Here is an 18,477-nt window from a genome sequence, read left to right on the forward strand (position 1 = left end):
GTAAGATCCGAGTATACAATTACATATCTCTGGGGCAGTATTACGCATTCAAATCCGTTATTGCTGGAATATGAATTTCTTTAACACAGGAAACCCTGGAGAGGTTGACGACGCATTTCACAATTGAGACAATATCCTGTACAGGAATTCTTGTGCCGCTATATTCGGCAATCGCTTTGTCCGCACCATCCTCATAAGGAATTTCTGCTGCCAGTTCGCCCGGATTCACACAAGTGACCGCAATGCCATCCTTACGAACATGCTCTCGCAGTGCATGCTGACCTCATCGCTGCGAGCGATGCGCTCTCCCGCCATTGGGTATTTCACTACCATAGAAATTAATTTACCCAGAACGTTGGGTCAGTCTGATCGAATTCACCCTGAAATGTAAGAGAAACACTAATAGTATTATCATACCTATCAATAATCCTACCCATTTGGCAATCCCTAGATATCAGTAGGCCGATAATGATTCTTCTGAATCCAATAATTTAAAACGTAACCCGTAATGACTCGTAACCATTGAGGAGGTTTAATTAGACTAACCAGTTCGATCTAATGCTTGACTCCTGCAATCTTGCTTCATCCAAAGAAAGCCAAAGAGAAAAGAAGCTAACATTGAAGAACGATGTCAGCACCAGTATACAGAGCAAATTAAATATGTCTAATCGGTCAAATAAAGTTAAATGCCTTTGCAAAAGCATCAAGGTCATCAATGATAAACAAATCACTACTCCAATTACCTGGCCACACAGCATGCAACGTTGTAGTTTTATTAATAACCCTATGATAGGCTTCCAGAAGCTTCGGCCTATCTGACTTATTTTTATGATAAACTTGCGACACATGGTCGTTTTTATCTACCTCAAAATAACAAACTGTACTCATGCTATACGGGAAGTTAGTCGCTTCCTTAGCACTTCTCATCAATAACACTCCTTTATAGTTATGAATTATATTTATAATAAAAAAAATCCCTCTTTATTATTTTTAATTAGAATTTTTCCGTGTCTCGTCGCGAGAAAATTCCTATGAAAACACGGATGTTCTTCATTCGTGATTTTGCTTCAATTGCCTGACATGCTCCTAACCATACAAATTGTAGGATTCCCGCAACTTCATAACATTCATCTGGATTTATTTTCCAGAAAAATTTATGAAACAGAAGCAGTCTTGCGCTTACGTAAATCTAATATGGATATATTTATATACAATTGTATTGTATCGGTGTAGACATGATTTCTAATAAATTGCTTAGTTTTTTCAATCTCGCTATCAGTAAAACATGCAATTAAATAAAATGCATTTTTATAGTTAGTAGATAACATATAGTCTGTCAATTGTTTTTCATATCCTTTTTTTAAATATGAACTACTTGCTCGTTTAATTTCAATTAACACCTTTTCATCTTCTTTTTTATTTCTATACAGTTTAAAATCTACTTTTCCATTTCCTAATAAAGCTTCTCTAGTAATATCAATTTCTTGATTATAAAAATACGCATCCATAATATTTTCTAAAATTAATTGAATACGTTCTTCTAGAATGGGAGTATTATTTTCCCAAAACAATTTATATAAATTTCCATATTTCAATCTATGACTAATATAATTAAGCATTCCAGAGACTTCACCTGAAAGAGTAATATAGCTGGATTTATATTCATTTTGAATATCTAAAGGCAAAATGTCATAATAAAAATCAATGTTGATACCTAGATATTTTTCTAAATTAGTATCACCAAGCTTACGATTATTATATAATTTATCAATTAATAAAAAATCTGTCTCTTCAAATAAACAATCAGAATAATTAAAAATATCATAATAATTATTCTGGCATTCTTTCAATGACATATCGTTAAATTCGTCATATTCTTTATATTCGTAAAAGTCTAATCGACTAGCCTCATTAATTAATGAATGACATTTATCATCAAAATATATATCATCAAATTGTTCCATATCTTCTCTCATATTTGCCAAATAATCAAGGAAATTATACAAAGCTAATTCGTGAAAAGCACTCATACTGTGGTAAAACTCGTCTTCTGTCCATCTAAATAATTCCTCGAAGATTTTTATGCACTTATGATATTGTTCTCTGAACAAATATTTAGGTAAAATGATTTCAAGTTTATCTCCAATATCTATGTAGTCATCTTCATTGAAAATCTCTATTTGTAAAAAATGATGAATAATATAGTTATAAACCTTTAAATGATTAGTATTAAACAAAAGCATATTCATATCCCCCTCTAATAACACTCTTTTATTATATTTCGACAAAGAAGCTCACTTTTAGAGACTTTTATCGGTGGGGGTAACTAAGTAAAATTCGACTCCCTATAAGCCCTACAATGTCAGAGTAATCTTTACTGCTTTTCCGCCTTTGATGAAGGAAAACTTCTAACCAGCAAGAGAATCCACCTGATCTGGATTGTAGTTATATGGTGATTTTACCTTGCTCTACCATCCGCTAAACACTAAATGTTTCACTAATGAAACCTTGATTCTTTTGGTTTTTTTATTGAGTATAGCATTAAAACAATAAAGTAAACCTGCAACAAAAACGACATATCTGCCGTTTTTGTTTAATGTGTTGGTGTAGCCTAGGGGGATGTCCGAATCTTGATTAAACGGCTGACGAAGTTAACTCGGCGCAGCATGCTAGCGGAAGATTCGGACGCCGTGCTCCTGCACGGAAGCAAAGCTTCGAAGCCTATTCACTCGTTCCGTGCGCGCGGACTGAACCCTCGGGGTTCGGCCCCCTGGACATAAAAAACGCCACTACAGATGTAGTGGCGTTTTTACTTATGGAGCCTAGGGGGATGTCCGAATCTTTGATCTAAAAGGCTGACGAAGTTAACTCGGCGCAGCATTCTAGCGGTAGATTCAGACGCCGTGCTCCTCCACAGAAGCAAAGCTTCGAAGCCTATTCACTCGTTCCGTGCGCGCGGACTGAACCCTCGGGGTTCGGCCCCGCTTGGCTCAAACAACAAAAAGCACTCCGTAGAGTGCTTTTTGTCTTATATGGAGCCTAGGGGGATCGAACCCCTGACCTCATCGCTGCCAGCGATGCGCTCTCCCAGCTGAGCTAAGGCCCCGTATCATACCCGTGATTTGTATTATACATAGATCCAACGTTCAAAGCAAGCCAAGCCGCTTTAAAACTCCAAGCACCCGAAAAAGTACTTTTTTTGACGCATTCACCGGTCCGTCTTTGTTGTAAGCGGCTGCGTTTTCATGCTACCCTAAGGTCAGTATGCGTTCCGCCGGAACGTAATTTTTGGCAGGAGTGGTCCTATTGTCGAATAATACGCTCTACTGGGTGTTTACGGTTCTAATATTCGGAATCACGTTGATCATGGGAATCGTCATGATGAGGCGCACCCGTAAACTATGGCTTTCCTTTGGAATTTCGACTTTATTCAATACCGTGATGACGGTTTTGGTCTGCCTCTGGTGGGCCCGTATTACGGATGACGCCTACAGTGTGCTGTTTCATAACGCGTTTTTCCTGCTGGGCTATTTCAATGTCGTCATTATCGACTTTTTTGCTCTGGTGAGTATCCAAAGAAAGACATCGGGCGAAGGAGCCAAAAAACGTAAAAAAACATACGAAGAAGAATACGGGGACACCTGATAGTCCGGCTGCTCGGCAGTTGGAGAACATCAGGCAGTTCGTGTAAGGAGGCTGGCACAAAGAAATGAAGCCCCGTTTGCGCACGTATGGCTGGTGGCTGGCTGCGACGCTAGTGTGGATGATATTTATTTTCGCAAAATCCGCCGAGACGTACCAGGAGCAGGATATGCGGCCTTTTATCCGGGATCTGGTTCAGGAGGATGTACTCCGGCAGTGGATTCCCCAAGTGGAATTTACTTACGACGGCGGACTGGTCACGTACAAAAAGCCGTATGATTTCACCGAATTCATCATCCGTAAAGCCGGCCACGTATCGGAGTTCGCGCTGCTCGCTTTTCTCTGGATCCGCACGCTGCTTGCGATGAAAAGGCCTTTCTGGACCGCATGGCTGGCCGGCGGTGTTCTGACCGTATTGTATGCCGCATCCGACGAATGGCACCAGAGCTTCGTTCCGGGACGGACGGGACACGCCATTGACGTAGGAATGGACAGCGTGGGCGTGCTGCTGGTCATGGCTGTTTTCGCGGGAATCCGGCTCATCCGGGCTGGGAAAGTTCGCAGCCGATAAAATACGCTTCTCCGGGCATACTACCCGCTAAAGGATACGATGCCAAAGACAGGAGAGAGCTATGGATACCTACATCAAGCACGCTAAAGTAACGCGGATTACAAATCACAAAGACGTCCAAGTAGCCGATGTCGAATTTGCGGTAGAGGGCTTTGACAAGCCTCTGCTGGCCAAGTTCGAAAAGCCTCACGGGGCATCGTCCTCAGGCAGCGCCGGGGAAACGTCTTTCAAGCTGGGTCCGGTTTACCGCAACGACGCCGATCAGACGCTGGATTGGTACAACAACAACCTGCATGACGCGTACGAGGACGTTACCGCCGAGCTGCTGTCCAGCTCGACCAACATCTACGAGCTGCAAAAAGATCAGCTGGAAGCGAGGCTGCTGGAGCATGGCGACGTCAAGCGTGAACTTCAGGAAGGCCGCTTTTAAACAGCCCGGAGGCTCCTCTCAAGGTTATAAAGATGCACGGAACTCGCGGCTGCGGTAAGCCCACCCGCCCTTATACCCGGCCCGGGCCGCAGAGCCCCTTCCGTTAAAAAAGATCGCTTTTCCGTCCGGAGGACGAAGAAGCGATCTTTTTTAATTCCGATACCCCCGAAGGAAAAAGAACCCCTTGGCGGGAGATTACTTAGTTCCTTTTTCCAATTGAACGGGCAATCCGTACTTAGGCGCCACCTGCTGATACTTCTTGTCCACCGACTGCCAGCGGAACATGCCGAGGAAAAACCCGATAAAGCAGAACACGATCAGCCGGATCGGCAGCCAAATCCCGATCAGTTCGCCGGCCAGCGAGTATTCCAGAAGCGAGACCAGAGCAGTCAGCACAAGTCCTACCGGGAGTGCGAAGTTGAGCATAACGTACATACCGGGACCTTTGCGCCGCATAACACTCCATTTACGCGCTTGTTGTTCATTCATATTCAGACCGAAATCCTTTCTGCGTGAGAATGCTGAGTCTAATTATACTAAAAAGAGGCCGGAAGCACATACCTCCTTCAGGAAAAATGTCCCGGCCCCCGCACACGGATGTCACAACAATGTCACACAAACAATTTCATGAGGTTTTTTGGAAATTATGGTACGATAAGTTGCGGAAAGAAAAGGTCGGAAGGAGAGATAGGTTTGCTTGGGAAATTTTTTCTGTTCTCGCTCTTGCTCTATATCACCCGGAGTCCTCTGCTCGCATTGATCATTCTGCTCGTCGTTTTGTATGTCATCGACCGCCGTTTTATCGGTCTCTCACCCAGTCTGCTGCGGCCCTTGAAAAGAAACCGGCGCATCTCGCAGCTGAGGCAGGAACTGCGCGCGAATCCGCATCACGCTTCCTCGAAGCTGGAATTGGCGCGTCTTCTGATCGACAAACGGAGATACCGCGAGGCGCTTGTCTATTTGCGCGAGGTGGAGCCGGTCATGTCCGAATCGGCGGATGTTTCCTACGAAATCGGCCTGTGTCTGCTGAAAATGGATCAGCTGCAAGAAGGCCTTGCTTACATGACCAAAGCGCTGGAGCTTAACCCGCGCGTCAAATACGGCGATCCCTATTTGCAAATGGGTGAAGCCCTCGCGGAAAGCGAACCGCAGCGGGCCGTGGACATGCTGGAACGTTTCCGCGACGAACAATCTTCTTCGGTGGAAGCGTATTATCGTCTGGGGCTGCTTTACGGCAAACTCGGCCGTACCGAAAAAGCGAAGGAAGCTTTCCGGGAATCCCTCGACGTATACAAATCTTTACCTAAATACAGCAGGCGAAAACAGCGCCGTTGGGCGATCCTTGCCCGGTTTAAGTGACGATTGGCGTCAAACGCTTGCGAAGCTGCCGCCCTGAAGCCCGCGGCTTAGCTTGACGGCGGCGCCGGGGGTTGGCTACACTTAGTTGAGAGAAGAAAGCGGCGCAAGCCGACAAGAAAGGTACTGGAACACAGATGGATCTAATGTACATTGCAGCGGCCGCCGGAGATAGCGGGAAGTCCAAGCTCAGCATGGAATACTTGATGCAGAGCGTACTCCTGGTCATAATCGTCGTGATTATGTTCGTTGTTATGCTGGCCTGGTCGAAATGGAGCAAGAAAAGGAGGCGGAAATAGCCGCCATGTATTATGTTAATGTAGATCAAATCAAACAAAGACTCGCTTTCGTACCCGAACTGCTGACAGGCTGCACCGAGCTGGAGCAGGCATTCTCGAACGGGGACAAGCGTCTGATCACGTACCTGGCCCAAGAGCGTGTTCTTCATCTGGCGATCGAAACCGTCACGGATGTGGGGAGCCTGATCATTGACGGCTTTCTGATGAGAGACGCGAGCAGCTATGAAGACATTATCGACATTCTGGGAACGGAAAAAGTGTTTTCGGAAGAAACGACAGCGGCTTTGCTGGCGCTGGTGAAACTTCGCAAGCCTCTCGTACAGGAGTACGATACGTTTTCCAGAGAAGGGGTACACCCTCTGCTGAAAGAACTGCCCGTCATTCTCCCGGATTTCACCCGTTCGGTGGAAGCTTTTATCGAAAAAGAAATGATCTGACACTCGGGGAAAGACGCAACCAGGTGTTTTTATACTTTTATGTTTCATAATTTACTTATGCCCAAGGTTACGATACAATGAGACTATCTAGGCATCAGGCAGGTGATTCTCATGTATCGCGACGCAGAGCTGTCGACCCGCAAAATCGTGTTATCTCTGCTCAGGACCCGGGGCCCTCTCAGTGTAGGGGAACTTGCCAAGGAGCTTGGGATTACGGAGATGGCCGTCAGACGCCATTTAAACACGCTGGATCGAGATGGTTTTATCGAATCAAAACTGGCACGCCAGGCAATGGGCAGGCCTTTGCATATGTATTCGCTCACGAAAGAAGCGGATGATTTATTTCCCAAGAAATATAACGCGCTGACTCTGGATCTTCTGGAGGAGCTGGTTGCGGAAGAAGGCGAAGGAAAACTGACGCGGCTATTTCAAAGGCGCAAAGACAAACTTTCGGAGCGCTACAGCTCCCGGATGGAAGGCAAGTCTTTCCCGGAGAAGGTCGCCGAATTGGCCCGGATTCAGAACGACAACGGCTATATGGTAAGTCTGGAGCAAGGGGAGAACGGGGATTATATTCTGAACGAACATAACTGCCCGATCGCCCAGGTTGCGGACCAATACCAGCAGGCCTGTCAATGTGAGCTTGCCTTATTCCAGGAGCTGCTCGGAACGCCGGTCGAACGCACCGAATGTTTGGCCAAAGGCGGGACCAAGTGCGTGTATCAGATTCGCCGGGCGGAGAGCTTCTGATTTGTAGTACCGGCCGCGTTACAAAGAAAAGAAGAAGCCAGCCTCGTCCTTACGGACGTCGGGGAGGGCTTCTTCTTTTTGCCTGTATAGAGCTGCCGGAGGACTCGGGGGCGGGGCCGATGCCCAAGGGCATTCCTTCTATTATCGAGTGCCGTCCGGAATAATAGAACGGGTTGAAGACAGCGACCAAGCATCATTGGAAGCTGCGGAGAACAAAAAGCTGCGTGGCAGGAGCGGGAGCGGTTGTATAACCGGAACCGGCGGCTCGTGCGGCATCGCGCTTCTTATCCGCACGGAAGGCAAGAGACTGGCGTTAGCCGGAATCGCGGGACAGAGCGATGCTCAGCCCGGCTTGAGCGAACTTGACGTCGGAGGGGAGCGCGTAATCTTCCAGCAGGTCGATTCCGTGCGACAGATGCGTGAAAACAGCACGGGAAGGCTTCACTTCCCGCAGCAGCTCAAGCGCTTCCGTCACATCGTAGACGGAGCGCCCGGCTCCTTCCTCCTTGTAGAAGCTCGTGCCGAGCACAAGGAGATCAAGACCATGCATAGGAGCTTTCTCCTGCTCGTTCAAGCCGATGGAATCGGGGCAGTAGACGAAGCTGTATTGCTCCCCGCGATCAAACCGCAGGGCAAAGGAAAATCCGTTTGCCCCGTGCGTTACCTTCCACAGGCGGATCTCCCAGCCGCCGAAGGAGAAACCTTCATCGACCGCGATATAATCGAGATTGCGGTCGATCCAGGGGAAGATGGCGCGGATCCGGTCCACGACCTCCGCGGCGGCATACACTTTGCCGCGGATGCCCAGCCAGCGGCATAGATCGGCGTACTCAGGAAGGCCGCCGATATGGTCGTAATGCGCATGGGTAATGAGCACATGGCGCAGGTCTCTAAGGCCGGCCCGCTCCATTTGCAGGCCCCAGTTCGGTCCGCAGTCAAGGAGCAGACTGCCCTCGGCCGTGCCGGTGTCCAGCAGGGCGGACGAGCGCAGCCTGCGGTTGACCGCGGTTGTGCGGGCTTCCGTGCAGACGCCGCAGTCGCAGTAGGCGCGGGGGACGCCCATGGAGTCGCCGGTGCCGAAGAATGTCAGGACGTCCATACGGCTTCCTTCCACTGGGAGACGGCTTCCGTAAACCGGCGTGCATTCGCGGTGATGACGTCGAAGCGACCCGCGTCGATATCGGCGAGCTTGCACAAGGAGCTGCCTACGCCGGCCGCATAGCAGCCCGCTTGCAGATATTCGCCGATGTAGCCGGCCGTGACACCGCCGACGGCGACCATAGGCACCCGGTCCAGCGGGCCCATCAATTCGCGTATGTAGGTAAGACCGAGACCGGTGCTCGGGAACACCTTGACGGCCTGTGCGCCGGCTTTCCAAGCGCGGACAATCTCGGTCGGCGTCATCGCGCCGGGGAAGATCGGGATGCCTTGCGAAACCGAATACGCGATCACGGCCTCGTCGGTGTTCGGAGTAACGAGGAAGGAGGCACCGGCTTCGATGGCCTGCCGCGCATCCTCCAGATCCAGAACGGTGCCCGCTCCGATAAACATACGGCCGCCGAGCCTGCTCTTCAGTTCCCGGATCATGTCCAGCGCCCCGTCCGTATTAAGCGTGACTTCGAGGACGGTAACACCGCCTTCCAGCATCGCTTCCGCCGTGCGGATAATTTGTCCCGGTTTGACGCCACGGAGAATGGCGATAAGTCGGGTGCGTTCCAGTTCCTGGAGTCCCTGTTCACGTTCCACTTCGTTCACTTCGCTTTCGGTTGTTTAAGCGGGAAAAGCTCCCGTATATCCCCATGTTATCACATGAAAAGGCGCGGCGTCATGACCAACCGGCGAGGGGCACAGGACAAGATTATTTTAAGAATCCGCAAGCTTGGTATACAATAGAAGAAGTGTGTCAACCATTCTGTGTGAAAAGGGTGAACCCCATGAAAGATGCTCAACCCGTCAAATTAACTTCCCTCTCCAGCAAAGGAGGCTGCGGCTGTAAAATCGGTCCGGCCGATCTGTCCCAAGTTCTGCGGGGAATGCCGGCTCCGCTGCCGAATCCGAATCTGCTAGTCGGTCTGGATACGAGCGACGATGCGGGCGTATATAAACTTAACGATGATCTGGCTCTCGTGCAGACCGTCGATTTTTTTACTCCGATTGTAGACGATCCGTATTCTTTCGGTCAGGTTGCGGCAGCGAACGCGATCAGCGATATTTACGCCATGGGCGGCAAACCGCTGACCGTGCTGAACATCGTGGCTTTTCCGATCAAAACGCTCGATAAGCAGGTGCTTACCGATATTTTGAGAGGGGCGGCCGATAAAGTCCAGGAAGCCGGCGCCACGCTTGTGGGCGGCCATTCCATCGACGATAACGAGCCGAAATTCGGCCTTGCCGTAACGGGGCTGATTCATCCGGACCGGGTGCGGACCAATGCGGGAGCGAAGCCCGGGGACAAGCTCATTCTGACGAAGCCGATCGGCGTGGGTATTTTGACGACGTCCATCAAAAAGGATCAGCTCAGCGAGGAAGAAGTACGGCGCGTCACATCGGTGATGGCGACGCTGAACAAAACGGCCGCCGAAGTCATGGACGGCTTCGAAGTGCACGCGTGCACGGACGTCACCGGCTTCGGGCTGCTCGGACACGCGTCCGAGGTTGCCAAAGGCAGCGGCGTGGGCGTGCGTATCGGCGCCGATGACGTGCCGTTTCTTCCGCGCGTGCGCGAGCTGGCCGAGGCCGGCTTCGTACCGGGCGGCACGAAGAACAATTTCGCGCACGTACAGGATACGGTCGATTTCGATCCGTCCATCGATCAAATCGGCCAGTGGATGCTGTGCGACGCGGTGACATCCGGCGGGCTGCTCATTTCGGCGGCGGCTGCGGATGCGGACGAGCTGCTGGCCCGCCTGCTCGCCGCAGGCGTCGAAGCGGCGATGATCGGCGAAACGACGGCCGATCATCCGGGGCGGATTGCCGTCGCGAAAACCATCCGTTAACAGCCCGTTTTCCGGCAAATCAAAGGAGTGTTTGCACCAATGTTTCGTGATATTACGGTTGAACAGCTGCTTGAGCTTCAGGAGCAGCGGGGCATCCAGCTGATCGATGTGCGCTCGGAGGGAGAATTCGAAGAGTTCACTATCCCTGGAAGCAGAAATATTCCGGTGTTCGACAACGGGGAACGTAAGGAAGTCGGCACCATCTATAAACAGGTCAGCGTCCAGGCGGCGAAGGAGAAGGGGCTGGAGATTTTTTCGGCCAAGCTGCCGTCATTTATTAAACAATTCGAAGAAATTCCCGGTCAGAAAGCCGTCTTCTGCTGGCGCGGGGGCATGCGGAGCAAAACGGCCGCGACCGTGACCTCGCTGATGGGAATCCAGATGTACAGGCTGTCGGGCGGTATCCGTTCTTACCGCAAATGGACGCATGAAAAGCTGGAAACGTTCGAGTTCAAGCCGGTCTGTGTCGTGATCGCCGGCCCGACCGGTTCGGGCAAAACCGAGCTGCTTCAGAAGCTGAAAGAAGCGGGATATCCGGTGCTGGACCTGGAGACGATGGCACAGCACCGCGGCTCTATTTTCGGCCAGATCGGACTGCGTCCCAGCAACCAGAAGACGTTCGAGTCGAGACTGGTCCATGAGCTGATGGAAGTCAATGAACAGCCTTTCGTCCTTGTGGAAGCCGAGAGCAAACGCGTCGGGAAGGTCGTCATGCCCGATTTCCTGTTCGATGCCAAGGAAGCGGGGATCCCCCTTTTCCTGGACATTCCGATGGAGCGCCGTGTGGCCAATATCTTGGCGGACTACCAGCCGTCTTTGCATAAGGAAGAATGTATCGATGCGTATCAGCTCATTAAGAAGCGCATCCATTCGCCCATTGCGGCCGCCATTGAGCAGTATTTGAAGGAAGACCGGTTTGGCGAGGCGGTCGCTCTGATGCTGGAGCATTATTACGACCCCCGCTACGCGCATGCCGCGCAGAACTATGAGCAGGAAATCGTTACGCTGCAGGCCGCGGATACGGATGAAGCTTTCCGTCTGGTTACGGCCCAGCTCAAAGAACGCTTCCCGGGCTATCGTCCCAAAATTCAGTCGTCGAACGCTGTCTGACGATCGGTTTTATGCACCCGTTCCTCCCGTTTTAAGCGGGATGGACGGGTGTTTTCACGTTTTTTTCCATTTTTCTTCCGGAAACTGTGTCAAAAACGGGAGATACGCTTATACTGTATTATCCCCTGGGCATTCGTCTAGAAGACAGACAGCCGCAGCGGGGGCACACTAACAGCGGAGGTGGCGAAAGGATGACGTGGATCGAATTGTCCGCGGTCTGTGCGGCAATCGCGTTTGCGATCCTGGTCTGGCAGGCGGTACTGGCGCTGCAGGCGTTCCGGCAGTCGCTGATCCGGCTGGAGGAAGCGCTCGGAAAGTCCCGGCTGCGGCTGGAGGAGACGGCGGACCGGACAGCGGAGCTTCTGGAGGAGACGAAAGAGCTCGCCGCAGAGACACGGTCGCACCTCCGCACCGCCCGGAGTGTTCTGGACGGAGCCGCAAAGTTCGGCACCGCCCTGCATGAAGGCGCGGAAGCTGTCGGCGGTGCGGCGTCCGCGCTGGCGGAGTCGGTTCTGAAGGTACAGCAGGCTGTACATACCCGGCAGAACCGGATTGTGGAAGCAGCCGACTGGACGGCCGCGGGAATCGAGCTGTGGCAACGATGGCGGAAAAGCGGAAGCGAAGCCGCAGCCGGATCCTCCGAACCTTCGCGGGATTCAGGCGCTCCGCCTTCGGCCCGGCGGGGAAACGGCGTTTCCCCGGATGGTCTGTAAAGGCGGCAGAACCGTGGATACCGGAAGTTGTGAGCCGTAAGCCAAAGCCGCGAGGCCGCCGACGTATCGCCCCCGCTCCGCAAGGGCTAGACTGCCGATCGGCAGAGAGCGGATGCACTGAAGGCCGGACAGCGGGATAAGGTTCGCGCGGTCCGGAAACCCCCACCAATTTTAAAGGAGAGATGCTAAATGGCTAACTCGACAAGAACGAAAGATCTGGTATTCGGAGCGTTGTTCGGAAGTGTTGTGGGCGCGGTGACGGCGCTGCTATTCGCTCCTAAGTCGGGCAAGGAGCTGCGCTCGGATATTGCCGCGCAGGCCGCCAACGTGTCGGAGAAAACACAGGAAATCGCACGTACCGTAGGGGAGAAGACTACTGAGCTGGTCGGCAAAGCGAAAGAAGTCACGCTCAACGCGGCGGAAGGAATCCGCTCGATTAAAAGCGGAGAAGGCCAAATTCCCGGCAAGCTGGCTGCGGAGGAAATTGCGGCTTCCGAAGCGGCGCAGGATCTGGTCATTCTCGGGAAATAAAAAAGCAAAAGAACAGCGGCGGTCCGATCACGGGCCGCCGCTTCTTTATGGAACAAAGTAAAGATCGATTCCATGGAATGTCGGTATGGAACCGGGGAAAGGAGGCACTTGCGCGAACGGTCTGCGCCCCTTCAATCCGCTGCCGGGCAAGTATTCCGCTTGCGGAACAGATTCGGGGAGATGCCTTCGCTTTTTTTGAAAGCGCGGCTGAAATATTTCTCGTCCTGGTAGCCGACCGCTTCCGCGACCGTATTGATCTTCAGCTCGGGGTCGGCCAGCAGCAGCTTGGCTTTGTTAATGCGCAGGCGCGTCACGTAATCCGATAAATTTTCTCCGAACTCGGTCTTAAACGAACGGGAAATATGGCTGGGACTGAGATGGAACCTCTCGGACAAATCGTCGAGCAGAATTTGTTCGCGGTAATGAAGCCGCACGTATTTCTCGATGCTGCGGATGACCGAATTCCGGTCGCCCCGCAGCAGAAACTGGGCGATGCCCGTCAGAATCGATTCCATCCGCTTCGTCCAGATAGCCAGGTCCGGCTTTCCGTGCTCGTCAAGCGGCAGGCAGAAAGACAAGTCGTCCGCCGCGCCGAGCTGTTCCTCGCCGTCCTCATCGACCTCATTCTCCAGCAGCAGCCGGCTGTGCAAGAGGGTGAACTCCTGCCACCACATTTCCAGCTGGCGGGTGTGGATATACGGGAGCTTGCGGATCTGCAGCTCCCACTGCTCCAGCACGCGGCGGATGCCCGCCAAGTCGTTCATCCGGACCGCCAGCGTCAGCTCGTCCTCGCGCGCGGCCAGCGGCGCCTGCAGAGTGCCGAGGGCTTGCCTGCGCACGTGATAGGGATGCAGGAAGATATCCTGCTCCCGGAGGTTGCGCAGCTGAAGGGCCGTCTCCGCTTCGTGGAACGTGCGCTGAATCCCGGAGGGAAACGGCTGGACCGTTCCGTAGCCGAGGTGGAAGTGCCCGCGCAGGGCGGCATAGAGGCCCGCGTTGATCTCTTCCAGGATCGCGCCCGCCTGATGGAAGCGGTCGAAGAAGAGCAGAACGGCCGCATGACGGTGCCAGTGGCGGAACGCGAGGCCGAGATTGCTTTTGCTCATAAATTCGCTGCATATGTTCGTGACCGCAAACAAGAGCAGATCCATCGCGCTTTCGAACTTCGCCTGCAGTCTCGCATCCAGCGGCTGGAGGGAGACGACGGCGGCGAGCACCTGCTTCTGATCCCGGCCGATGCCGAATTCACGCTCCAGCGTTTCCGCGTGAAGGGGATACTGCTCGGGATCGAGCAGCAGCTGGACGAAGCTCTTGTCGGCCAGCATCGGTTTGTACAGGTTCGCTTTGGTCTCCGACTGCAGCCGCTGGGCGCGTTCGTTCTCTTCGCTGCGCCACGCCGAGACAGCCCGTCCGACCGCTTCCTCCAGCTCCTCCTCGTCGATCGGCTTCAGCAAGTAATCGAAGCTGCCGAACTGGAGGGCGCTGCGCACGTAAGTGAAATCGTCATAGCCGCTGATGACGATCGCTTTGGTCGGAATGCCGCTTTCGGCGATCCGGCTGAGCACGTCAAGCCCCGTCAAGCCCGGCATCATGATGTCGGTAAAGACAAGCTGGGGTTTCTCGGCAGTCATCAGCCGGATGCCTTCCTCGCCTGATGAAGCCTCCAGCACTTCGGTAATATCGTACTGCCCCCAGTCCACGAGCAGCCGGATTGTCTCGCGGACGTGAGCCTCGTCATCAATGATGAGCGCCTTCATTCAGGTTCACCTTCTTCCTGCATAATCGGTATCGTCAGCAAGACGCGGAAACCGCCGTCTTCTCCGCGGCCAATTTCCATGGTGGTCTGCTCCCGGTAATAAAGCTTCAGACGGGAAAGCACGTTTGCCAGGCCGATATGGTTTCCGGGCTCGCCCATTTCCGCCATACAGGCTTCCAGGTCCGCGCGCAGCGCCGTCAGTTTGTCTTCTCCAATGCCGAATCCGTTATCGGAGACTTCGATGTGAAGCAGGCTGCGGTCACCGATGGAGCGGCATACGATGCGGACGATGTTATCGCTCCGGCTGCCGTCGAATCCGTGTTTGAAATAGTTTTCGACAAGCGGCTGGATGACCATTTTGGGCACCAGAATCGATTCCAGACCGGGTTCGAGCTCCATTTCCGCTTCAAACTGGTCCCGGAAACGCTGTTTTTGAAGCTTAATATAGGACTTCGCATAGTCCCATTCGCTTTTTAACGGAACGATCGTTTCTTCCGTTTTCATGCTGTACCGCATCATTTTGCCGAGCGAAGAAATAAGGGAATACACCTCGCGGTCTCCCTTCTGGAGAGAACGGGCCGCGATCGACTGCAGCGCATTGTTGATGAAATGCGGGTTAATCTGGGCCTGCAGCGCCTTAAGCTCATTCGTTTTATTCGCGACTTCCAGCTTATATTCCCGGAGAATCAATTCATTGATGGTGTGCATCATCGAACGGAAGCGTCTGGCGAGTATGCCGAGCTCGTCGTCGGCTTTGACCCGGATGTCCACGTTCATGTTCCCGGACTCGATTTTGTTCATATAGCCGATCAGCGCGGAGATGGGGGCGGTCATCCGCAGGGAGACATAGATCGTCACGACGGTTGCGAGTCCCAGAAAAATAACGCCGACGAGCGTCCATATGCCGGTAAGTTCCCGCTGACTTTTGTAAAGAACGGAATCCGGAACCCCTTTGACGAGAAGCCAGCTCCCTCCGGGCGCATGGATGGTTTCGTAAATATGAATGCCGTTGTAGGAAGCATCCTCCGAACGGAAGTAACCGCGTTCCGTGCGGGAGGCCGACTGGTTCAGCTCCTGGAGCCACGGCACGGGTTTCTTGCTTCCTTCCGGATCGGGATGGGCCTGGTACATAATTTCGCCGGACGGCCCGATAATATAAAGTTCCTCGCTGCCTTTGGTGTAAAGCTCGTCACAGATCGCTTTGATCGTGTCGGGCGAGAAATCCAGGGACAGAGAACCGAGCGGAATATTGTCCACGATGTTGGTCAAAGCCGTCTGGTAGGTGAATACGTCTCCGGACGAGTAGATAAAGAACTGCTTGCCGTAGGCGGACATGGGGTGGGGAGGCGTAATCCGGCTTTCTTCCCGGCGGATATCCGGTTTGAAGGGAGCGGCTCCCTGATCCGTCCGGACGAGCCTGTTTTCCGATAAAAGATACGATTTGCGCGCTTGTTCCACATATAAGTAAACCTGGCGGACATCCTGCGACGCATATTTCAACGTCTGCATGGAGCGTAAAACTTCCTGCTCCGTCAGAAACAGACGGGATTCGGAAAAGAAGTTGTCTGTCCGGTTCTCCAGTATTTCCATCATCACGGTATTGTGATAGAGAAGTTTCATGTTCTGCTCGACGCTCTGGAGGTACGTATCCAGATTGAGCTTTCCCTGGTGAATCAGATTCAGATTGTCCCGGATCGCTTTGTCTTCCAGCTTGGACTGCGTATAGAAGTGAGAGACGAGAATAGAAGTCGCGATCGGCAGGATCGTAGCCGCCAGAATAAAGGCGATGAGCTTGTTGCGGAGTCTGGACCGCATCGCAATTCCCCCCCTGTCGCTGCTTTGTGGTCATGCCGGCTTCTTGTCGGCATAGTAAGTGTACATCAGGATGCCCGGCGTGCAAATACACGGGCGAAAGTTTTGCCCCAAGCGCAAAATAGTCCACCAAAGGAGCAATTTAAGGTGTGTTTAACGTCATTAAACTGCATTACAATCACAGTATAAATCAAAAAAAGACACATTTGAAAGCGATTGCACTAGAAAGGGGGAGGGAAATCTTGACTACTCGCTCCAAAACGCACGACTGGCTTCAGCAATGGGTATTTGTCGGACCGGCACTTCTATTCTTCACCTTGATTGTCGTCGTTCCGTTTCTGATGAGCCTTTATTACGCTTTTACGGAATGGAACGGAGTCAGCGAAGGGGTCAAATTTATCGGTTTGGACAACTTCAAACGGATCATTTTCGAGGATACCGATTTCCATAACGCCTTCTGGTTCACGATCCGGTTTTCGGTAGCCATGATTATTTTAACGAACCTGGTCGGGTTTGTCCTGGCTCTGCTCCTGACGAAAGCGTTCAAAACGCGCAACGTTCTGCGGACCGTGTTCTTTATGCCGAACGTTATCGGGGGGCTGCTGCTCGGCTTTATCTGGCAGTTTATTTTCGTAAAAGGCTTCGCCTCGATCGGGGAGATGACGGGAATCTCGTTCTTTAATCTTCCCTGGCTGGGCGACGCGCCTACGGCCTTCTGGGGAATCGTCATCGTATCGGTATGGCAGGGAGCCGGGTACCTGATGGTCATCTACATCGCGGCGCTGGCCAATGTGCCCAAAGACCTGATGGAAGCGGCCACGATCGACGGAGCGGGAAGATGGCAGCTGCTGCGCAGCGTGACGATGCCGCTGATTATGCCGGCCTTTACCGTCTGTTTGTTCCTGACGATCTCCTGGGCGTTCAAAATGTTCGACCTGAACTTGTCCCTGACCAAAGGGGGTCCGTTCAACTCCACGGAATCGGTAGCGCTGAACATTTACCAGGAAGCGTTCCGGAATAACCGGCTCGGCCTCGGTACCGCGAAAGCATTGATTTTCTTCTTCGTGGTCGCTTTGATCTCCCTCATCCAGGTTTCCTACACCAAGCGGAAAGAGGTGGAATCATGAGCAGCGGTAGCAAATATACGTCGGGGACCTTTATTCTGGAAGTTCTTACGGCTTTACTGGGCATCCTATTCCTGGTCCCGTTCTACTTCGTACTCGTAAATTCGTTTAAACCGTTTGCGGAGCTGCTGCAAAATACGGCTTCGCTTCCGAAGTCGTTCAGCCTGGACAATTACTCCCGAGTCGTGGATATCATCCACTTCCCGCAAGTGATGGGCAACTCGCTGATGATTACGGTGCTGTCGAACATCGGACTCGTTATCTTCGCCTCCATGTCGGCTTACCGGTTCGTGCGCAAGCCCTCTAAGCTGAACAATGTGCTGTTCCTGCTGTTCGTGGCGGCCATGGTCATCCCGTTCCAGTCCATTATGATTCCCCTGGTGAAGGTTGCGAACAACCTGGGGTTGATGGACAGCCGGCTCGGACTTGTCGTCTGCTACTTCGGCTTCGGGGTCTCCCTGAACGTCTTCCTGTTCCACGGGTTTATCAAAAGCATTCCGAAGGAAATCGAGGAATCGGCTACGGTGGACGGCTGCGGATGGTTCAGCATTTTTTGGCGGATCGTATTCCCGCTGCTGAAGCCGATCGCGGTAACCGTGATTCTGCTCAACAGCTTATGGATCTGGAACGATTATCTGCTTCCGTCCCTCGTTCTGACGAACACGAAGCTGCATACGATTCCGCTTGCGACTTACGCGTTCTTCGGCCAGTACACGAAACAGTGGGATCTCGCCATGGCGGCGCTGACCCTGGGCGTCCTGCCGATCATCGTTTTCTTCCTGCTGCTGCAAAAGCACATCATCGAAGGCATCACGGCAGGCTCGGTCAAAGGCTGAGCATCCGGCTTAACTTCGGCCGAAACCGGTACTTTTCGCCAGGCAAACAGTTTTCGCATCACCTGAGAACGGCGATTATCCCGATTACCGGGGTTTACCGCATAGAGCAGCACC

Annotated in this window: 21 protein-coding genes, 1 tRNA gene and 1 pseudogene; 14 read left to right on the top strand and 9 right to left on the bottom strand. The window is 52.4% G+C overall.

Translation table 11 applies throughout. The features are described from left to right. Window positions 1–40: 40 nt before the first annotated feature. The 3 genes and pseudogenes from KVT34_RS16820 to KVT34_RS16830 form a co-directional block, all read right to left on the bottom strand. Window positions 41–277 (bottom strand): annotated as a pseudogene (locus KVT34_RS16820) (short-chain dehydrogenase); the annotation flags it as partial. A gap of 395 nt (window positions 278–672) precedes the next feature. After that, window positions 673–927: a hypothetical protein gene (locus KVT34_RS16825; RefSeq protein WP_217559974.1), complete on the bottom strand. Its 255-nt coding sequence runs from the start codon at window positions 925–927 to the stop codon at window positions 673–675. A gap of 227 nt (window positions 928–1,154) precedes the next feature. After that, window positions 1,155–2,243, bottom strand: coding sequence for a hypothetical protein (locus tag KVT34_RS16830; protein ID WP_217559976.1), 1,089 nt, complete (start codon window positions 2,241–2,243; stop codon window positions 1,155–1,157). Between the two features lie 387 nt (window positions 2,244–2,630). Between KVT34_RS16830 and KVT34_RS16835 the strand changes: the two genes are divergently transcribed. After that, window positions 2,631–2,780 (top strand): hypothetical protein, encoded by a 150-nt coding sequence (locus KVT34_RS16835; RefSeq protein WP_217559977.1) that lies wholly within the window; start codon window positions 2,631–2,633, stop codon window positions 2,778–2,780. 253 nt (window positions 2,781–3,033) lie between these two features. Here KVT34_RS16835 and KVT34_RS16840 read toward each other — a convergent pair. Further along, window positions 3,034–3,106, bottom strand: a tRNA-Ala gene (locus tag KVT34_RS16840). A 191-nt stretch (window positions 3,107–3,297) separates the two neighbouring features. Here KVT34_RS16840 and KVT34_RS16845 point away from each other — a divergent pair. The 3 genes from KVT34_RS16845 (at window position 3,298) to KVT34_RS16855 (ending at window position 4,643) form a co-directional block, all read left to right on the top strand. Next, window positions 3,298–3,645, top strand: a complete 348-nt coding sequence (locus KVT34_RS16845) for a hypothetical protein (RefSeq protein WP_309244102.1) — start codon at window positions 3,298–3,300, stop codon at window positions 3,643–3,645. Between the two features lie 64 nt (window positions 3,646–3,709). Continuing rightward, on the top strand, window positions 3,710–4,213 hold the full coding sequence (locus tag KVT34_RS16850) for a VanZ family protein (protein WP_217559979.1): 504 nt from the start codon (window positions 3,710–3,712) through the stop codon (window positions 4,211–4,213). 61 nt (window positions 4,214–4,274) lie between these two features. Then, the gene (locus KVT34_RS16855; protein WP_217559980.1) at window positions 4,275–4,643 is read left to right on the top strand and encodes a hypothetical protein; all 369 of its coding nucleotides are present in this window, start codon (window positions 4,275–4,277) and stop codon (window positions 4,641–4,643) included. Between the two features lie 195 nt (window positions 4,644–4,838). Here KVT34_RS16855 and KVT34_RS16860 read toward each other — a convergent pair whose 3' ends face one another. After that, the gene (locus KVT34_RS16860) at window positions 4,839–5,132 is read right to left on the bottom strand and encodes a hypothetical protein (protein ID WP_042230962.1); all 294 of its coding nucleotides are present in this window, start codon (window positions 5,130–5,132) and stop codon (window positions 4,839–4,841) included. Between the two features lie 204 nt (window positions 5,133–5,336). On the opposite strand from KVT34_RS16860, the gene KVT34_RS16865 reads away from it, so the two are divergent. From KVT34_RS16865 to KVT34_RS16880, 4 genes are all read left to right on the top strand, one after another. Then, window positions 5,337–6,002 (top strand): tetratricopeptide repeat protein, encoded by a 666-nt coding sequence (locus KVT34_RS16865; RefSeq protein WP_217559981.1) that lies wholly within the window; start codon window positions 5,337–5,339, stop codon window positions 6,000–6,002. A gap of 143 nt (window positions 6,003–6,145) precedes the next feature. After that, window positions 6,146–6,298 carry a hypothetical protein gene (locus KVT34_RS16870; protein ID WP_217560172.1) on the top strand — a complete coding sequence of 51 codons (153 nt, stop codon included), beginning with the start codon at window positions 6,146–6,148 and terminating at the stop codon, window positions 6,296–6,298. Window positions 6,299–6,303: 5 nt separating this feature from the next. Then, a complete protein-coding gene (locus tag KVT34_RS16875; RefSeq protein ID WP_217559982.1) occupies window positions 6,304–6,735 on the top strand; it encodes a DUF86 domain-containing protein in 432 nt (143 codons plus the stop codon). 111 nt (window positions 6,736–6,846) lie between these two features. Continuing rightward, a complete protein-coding gene (locus tag KVT34_RS16880; RefSeq protein WP_217559983.1) occupies window positions 6,847–7,485 on the top strand; it encodes a helix-turn-helix transcriptional regulator in 639 nt (212 codons plus the stop codon). A 313-nt stretch (window positions 7,486–7,798) separates the two neighbouring features. Here the strand turns inward: KVT34_RS16880 and KVT34_RS16885 are convergent, their stop codons facing one another. Together KVT34_RS16885 and KVT34_RS16890 are read right to left on the bottom strand one after the other, a co-directional pair. Further along, complete coding sequence (locus tag KVT34_RS16885) at window positions 7,799–8,584, bottom strand: MBL fold metallo-hydrolase (protein ID WP_217559984.1); 786 nt, start codon at window positions 8,582–8,584, stop codon at window positions 7,799–7,801. Next, window positions 8,572–9,231, bottom strand: coding sequence for a bifunctional 4-hydroxy-2-oxoglutarate aldolase/2-dehydro-3-deoxy-phosphogluconate aldolase (locus KVT34_RS16890; RefSeq protein ID WP_217559985.1), 660 nt, complete (start codon window positions 9,229–9,231; stop codon window positions 8,572–8,574). Before KVT34_RS16890 ends, KVT34_RS16885 begins: the two co-directional genes overlap by 13 nt. 188 nt (window positions 9,232–9,419) lie before the next feature. Between KVT34_RS16890 and selD the strand changes: the two genes are divergently transcribed. The 4 genes from selD to KVT34_RS16910 all read left to right on the top strand — a co-directional run bounded on the left by selD (window position 9,420) and on the right by KVT34_RS16910 (window position 12,835). After that, window positions 9,420–10,481 (top strand): selenide, water dikinase SelD, encoded by a 1,062-nt coding sequence (selD, locus tag KVT34_RS16895; protein ID WP_217559986.1) that lies wholly within the window; start codon window positions 9,420–9,422, stop codon window positions 10,479–10,481. 39 nt (window positions 10,482–10,520) lie between these two features. Beyond that, window positions 10,521–11,591: a tRNA 2-selenouridine(34) synthase MnmH gene (gene mnmH, locus KVT34_RS16900; RefSeq protein ID WP_217559987.1), complete on the top strand. Its 1,071-nt coding sequence runs from the start codon at window positions 10,521–10,523 to the stop codon at window positions 11,589–11,591. A 191-nt stretch (window positions 11,592–11,782) separates the two neighbouring features. Then, window positions 11,783–12,304, top strand: coding sequence for a DUF948 domain-containing protein (locus KVT34_RS16905; RefSeq protein WP_217559989.1), 522 nt, complete (start codon window positions 11,783–11,785; stop codon window positions 12,302–12,304). 189 nt (window positions 12,305–12,493) lie between these two features. Further along, a complete protein-coding gene (locus tag KVT34_RS16910) occupies window positions 12,494–12,835 on the top strand; it encodes a YtxH domain-containing protein (protein WP_217559990.1) in 342 nt (113 codons plus the stop codon). A 131-nt stretch (window positions 12,836–12,966) separates the two neighbouring features. On the opposite strand, the gene KVT34_RS16915 is transcribed toward KVT34_RS16910, so the two are convergent. Beyond that, window positions 12,967–14,592, bottom strand: coding sequence for a response regulator (locus tag KVT34_RS16915; RefSeq protein WP_217559991.1), 1,626 nt, complete (start codon window positions 14,590–14,592; stop codon window positions 12,967–12,969). Continuing rightward, complete coding sequence (locus KVT34_RS16920) at window positions 14,589–16,406, bottom strand: cache domain-containing sensor histidine kinase (protein WP_217559992.1); 1,818 nt, start codon at window positions 16,404–16,406, stop codon at window positions 14,589–14,591. Before KVT34_RS16920 ends, KVT34_RS16915 begins: the two co-directional genes overlap by 4 nt. Window positions 16,407–16,645: 239 nt before the next feature. Here KVT34_RS16920 and KVT34_RS16925 point away from each other — a divergent pair, with 239 nt between their 5' ends. Continuing rightward, window positions 16,646–17,530, top strand: a complete 885-nt coding sequence (locus tag KVT34_RS16925) for a carbohydrate ABC transporter permease (protein WP_217559993.1) — start codon at window positions 16,646–16,648, stop codon at window positions 17,528–17,530. Continuing rightward, complete coding sequence (locus tag KVT34_RS16930) at window positions 17,527–18,363, top strand: carbohydrate ABC transporter permease (protein ID WP_217559994.1); 837 nt, start codon at window positions 17,527–17,529, stop codon at window positions 18,361–18,363. The genes KVT34_RS16925 and KVT34_RS16930 overlap by 4 nt, the downstream gene beginning before the upstream one ends. Window positions 18,364–18,477: the final 114 nt, after the last annotated feature.

Source organism: Paenibacillus sp. GbtcB18 (genome assembly GCF_019091125.1).
GTDB classification, from domain to species: domain Bacteria; phylum Bacillota; class Bacilli; order Paenibacillales; family NBRC-103111; genus Paenibacillus_F; species Paenibacillus_F chitinolyticus.

What these genes read in the sequence shown, in the direction of transcription:
- KVT34_RS16825 (WP_217559974.1), bottom strand. Translation starts at nt 927, where the DNA reads ATGAGAAGTGCTAAGGAAGCGACTAACTTCCCGTATAGCATGAGTACA.
- KVT34_RS16830 (WP_217559976.1), bottom strand. Translation starts at nt 2,243, where the DNA reads ATGCTTTTGTTTAATACTAATCATTTAAAGGTTTATAACTATATTATT.
- KVT34_RS16850 (WP_217559979.1), top strand. Translation starts at nt 3,710, where the DNA reads ATGAAGCCCCGTTTGCGCACGTATGGCTGGTGGCTGGCTGCGACGCTA.
- KVT34_RS16855 (WP_217559980.1), top strand. Translation starts at nt 4,275, where the DNA reads ATGGATACCTACATCAAGCACGCTAAAGTAACGCGGATTACAAATCAC.
- KVT34_RS16860 (WP_042230962.1), bottom strand. Translation starts at nt 5,132, where the DNA reads ATGAATGAACAACAAGCGCGTAAATGGAGTGTTATGCGGCGCAAAGGT.
- KVT34_RS16870 (WP_217560172.1), top strand. Translation starts at nt 6,146, where the DNA reads ATGTACATTGCAGCGGCCGCCGGAGATAGCGGGAAGTCCAAGCTCAGC.
- KVT34_RS16875 (WP_217559982.1), top strand. Translation starts at nt 6,304, where the DNA reads ATGTATTATGTTAATGTAGATCAAATCAAACAAAGACTCGCTTTCGTA.
- KVT34_RS16880 (WP_217559983.1), top strand. Translation starts at nt 6,847, where the DNA reads ATGTATCGCGACGCAGAGCTGTCGACCCGCAAAATCGTGTTATCTCTG.
- KVT34_RS16885 (WP_217559984.1), bottom strand. Translation starts at nt 8,584, where the DNA reads ATGGACGTCCTGACATTCTTCGGCACCGGCGACTCCATGGGCGTCCCC.
- selD (WP_217559986.1), top strand. Translation starts at nt 9,420, where the DNA reads ATGAAAGATGCTCAACCCGTCAAATTAACTTCCCTCTCCAGCAAAGGA.
- mnmH (WP_217559987.1), top strand. Translation starts at nt 10,521, where the DNA reads ATGTTTCGTGATATTACGGTTGAACAGCTGCTTGAGCTTCAGGAGCAG.
- KVT34_RS16905 (WP_217559989.1), top strand. Translation starts at nt 11,783, where the DNA reads ATGACGTGGATCGAATTGTCCGCGGTCTGTGCGGCAATCGCGTTTGCG.
- KVT34_RS16910 (WP_217559990.1), top strand. Translation starts at nt 12,494, where the DNA reads ATGGCTAACTCGACAAGAACGAAAGATCTGGTATTCGGAGCGTTGTTC.
- KVT34_RS16915 (WP_217559991.1), bottom strand. Translation starts at nt 14,592, where the DNA reads ATGAAGGCGCTCATCATTGATGACGAGGCTCACGTCCGCGAGACAATC.
- KVT34_RS16920 (WP_217559992.1), bottom strand. Translation starts at nt 16,406, where the DNA reads ATGCGGTCCAGACTCCGCAACAAGCTCATCGCCTTTATTCTGGCGGCT.
- KVT34_RS16930 (WP_217559994.1), top strand. Translation starts at nt 17,527, where the DNA reads ATGAGCAGCGGTAGCAAATATACGTCGGGGACCTTTATTCTGGAAGTT.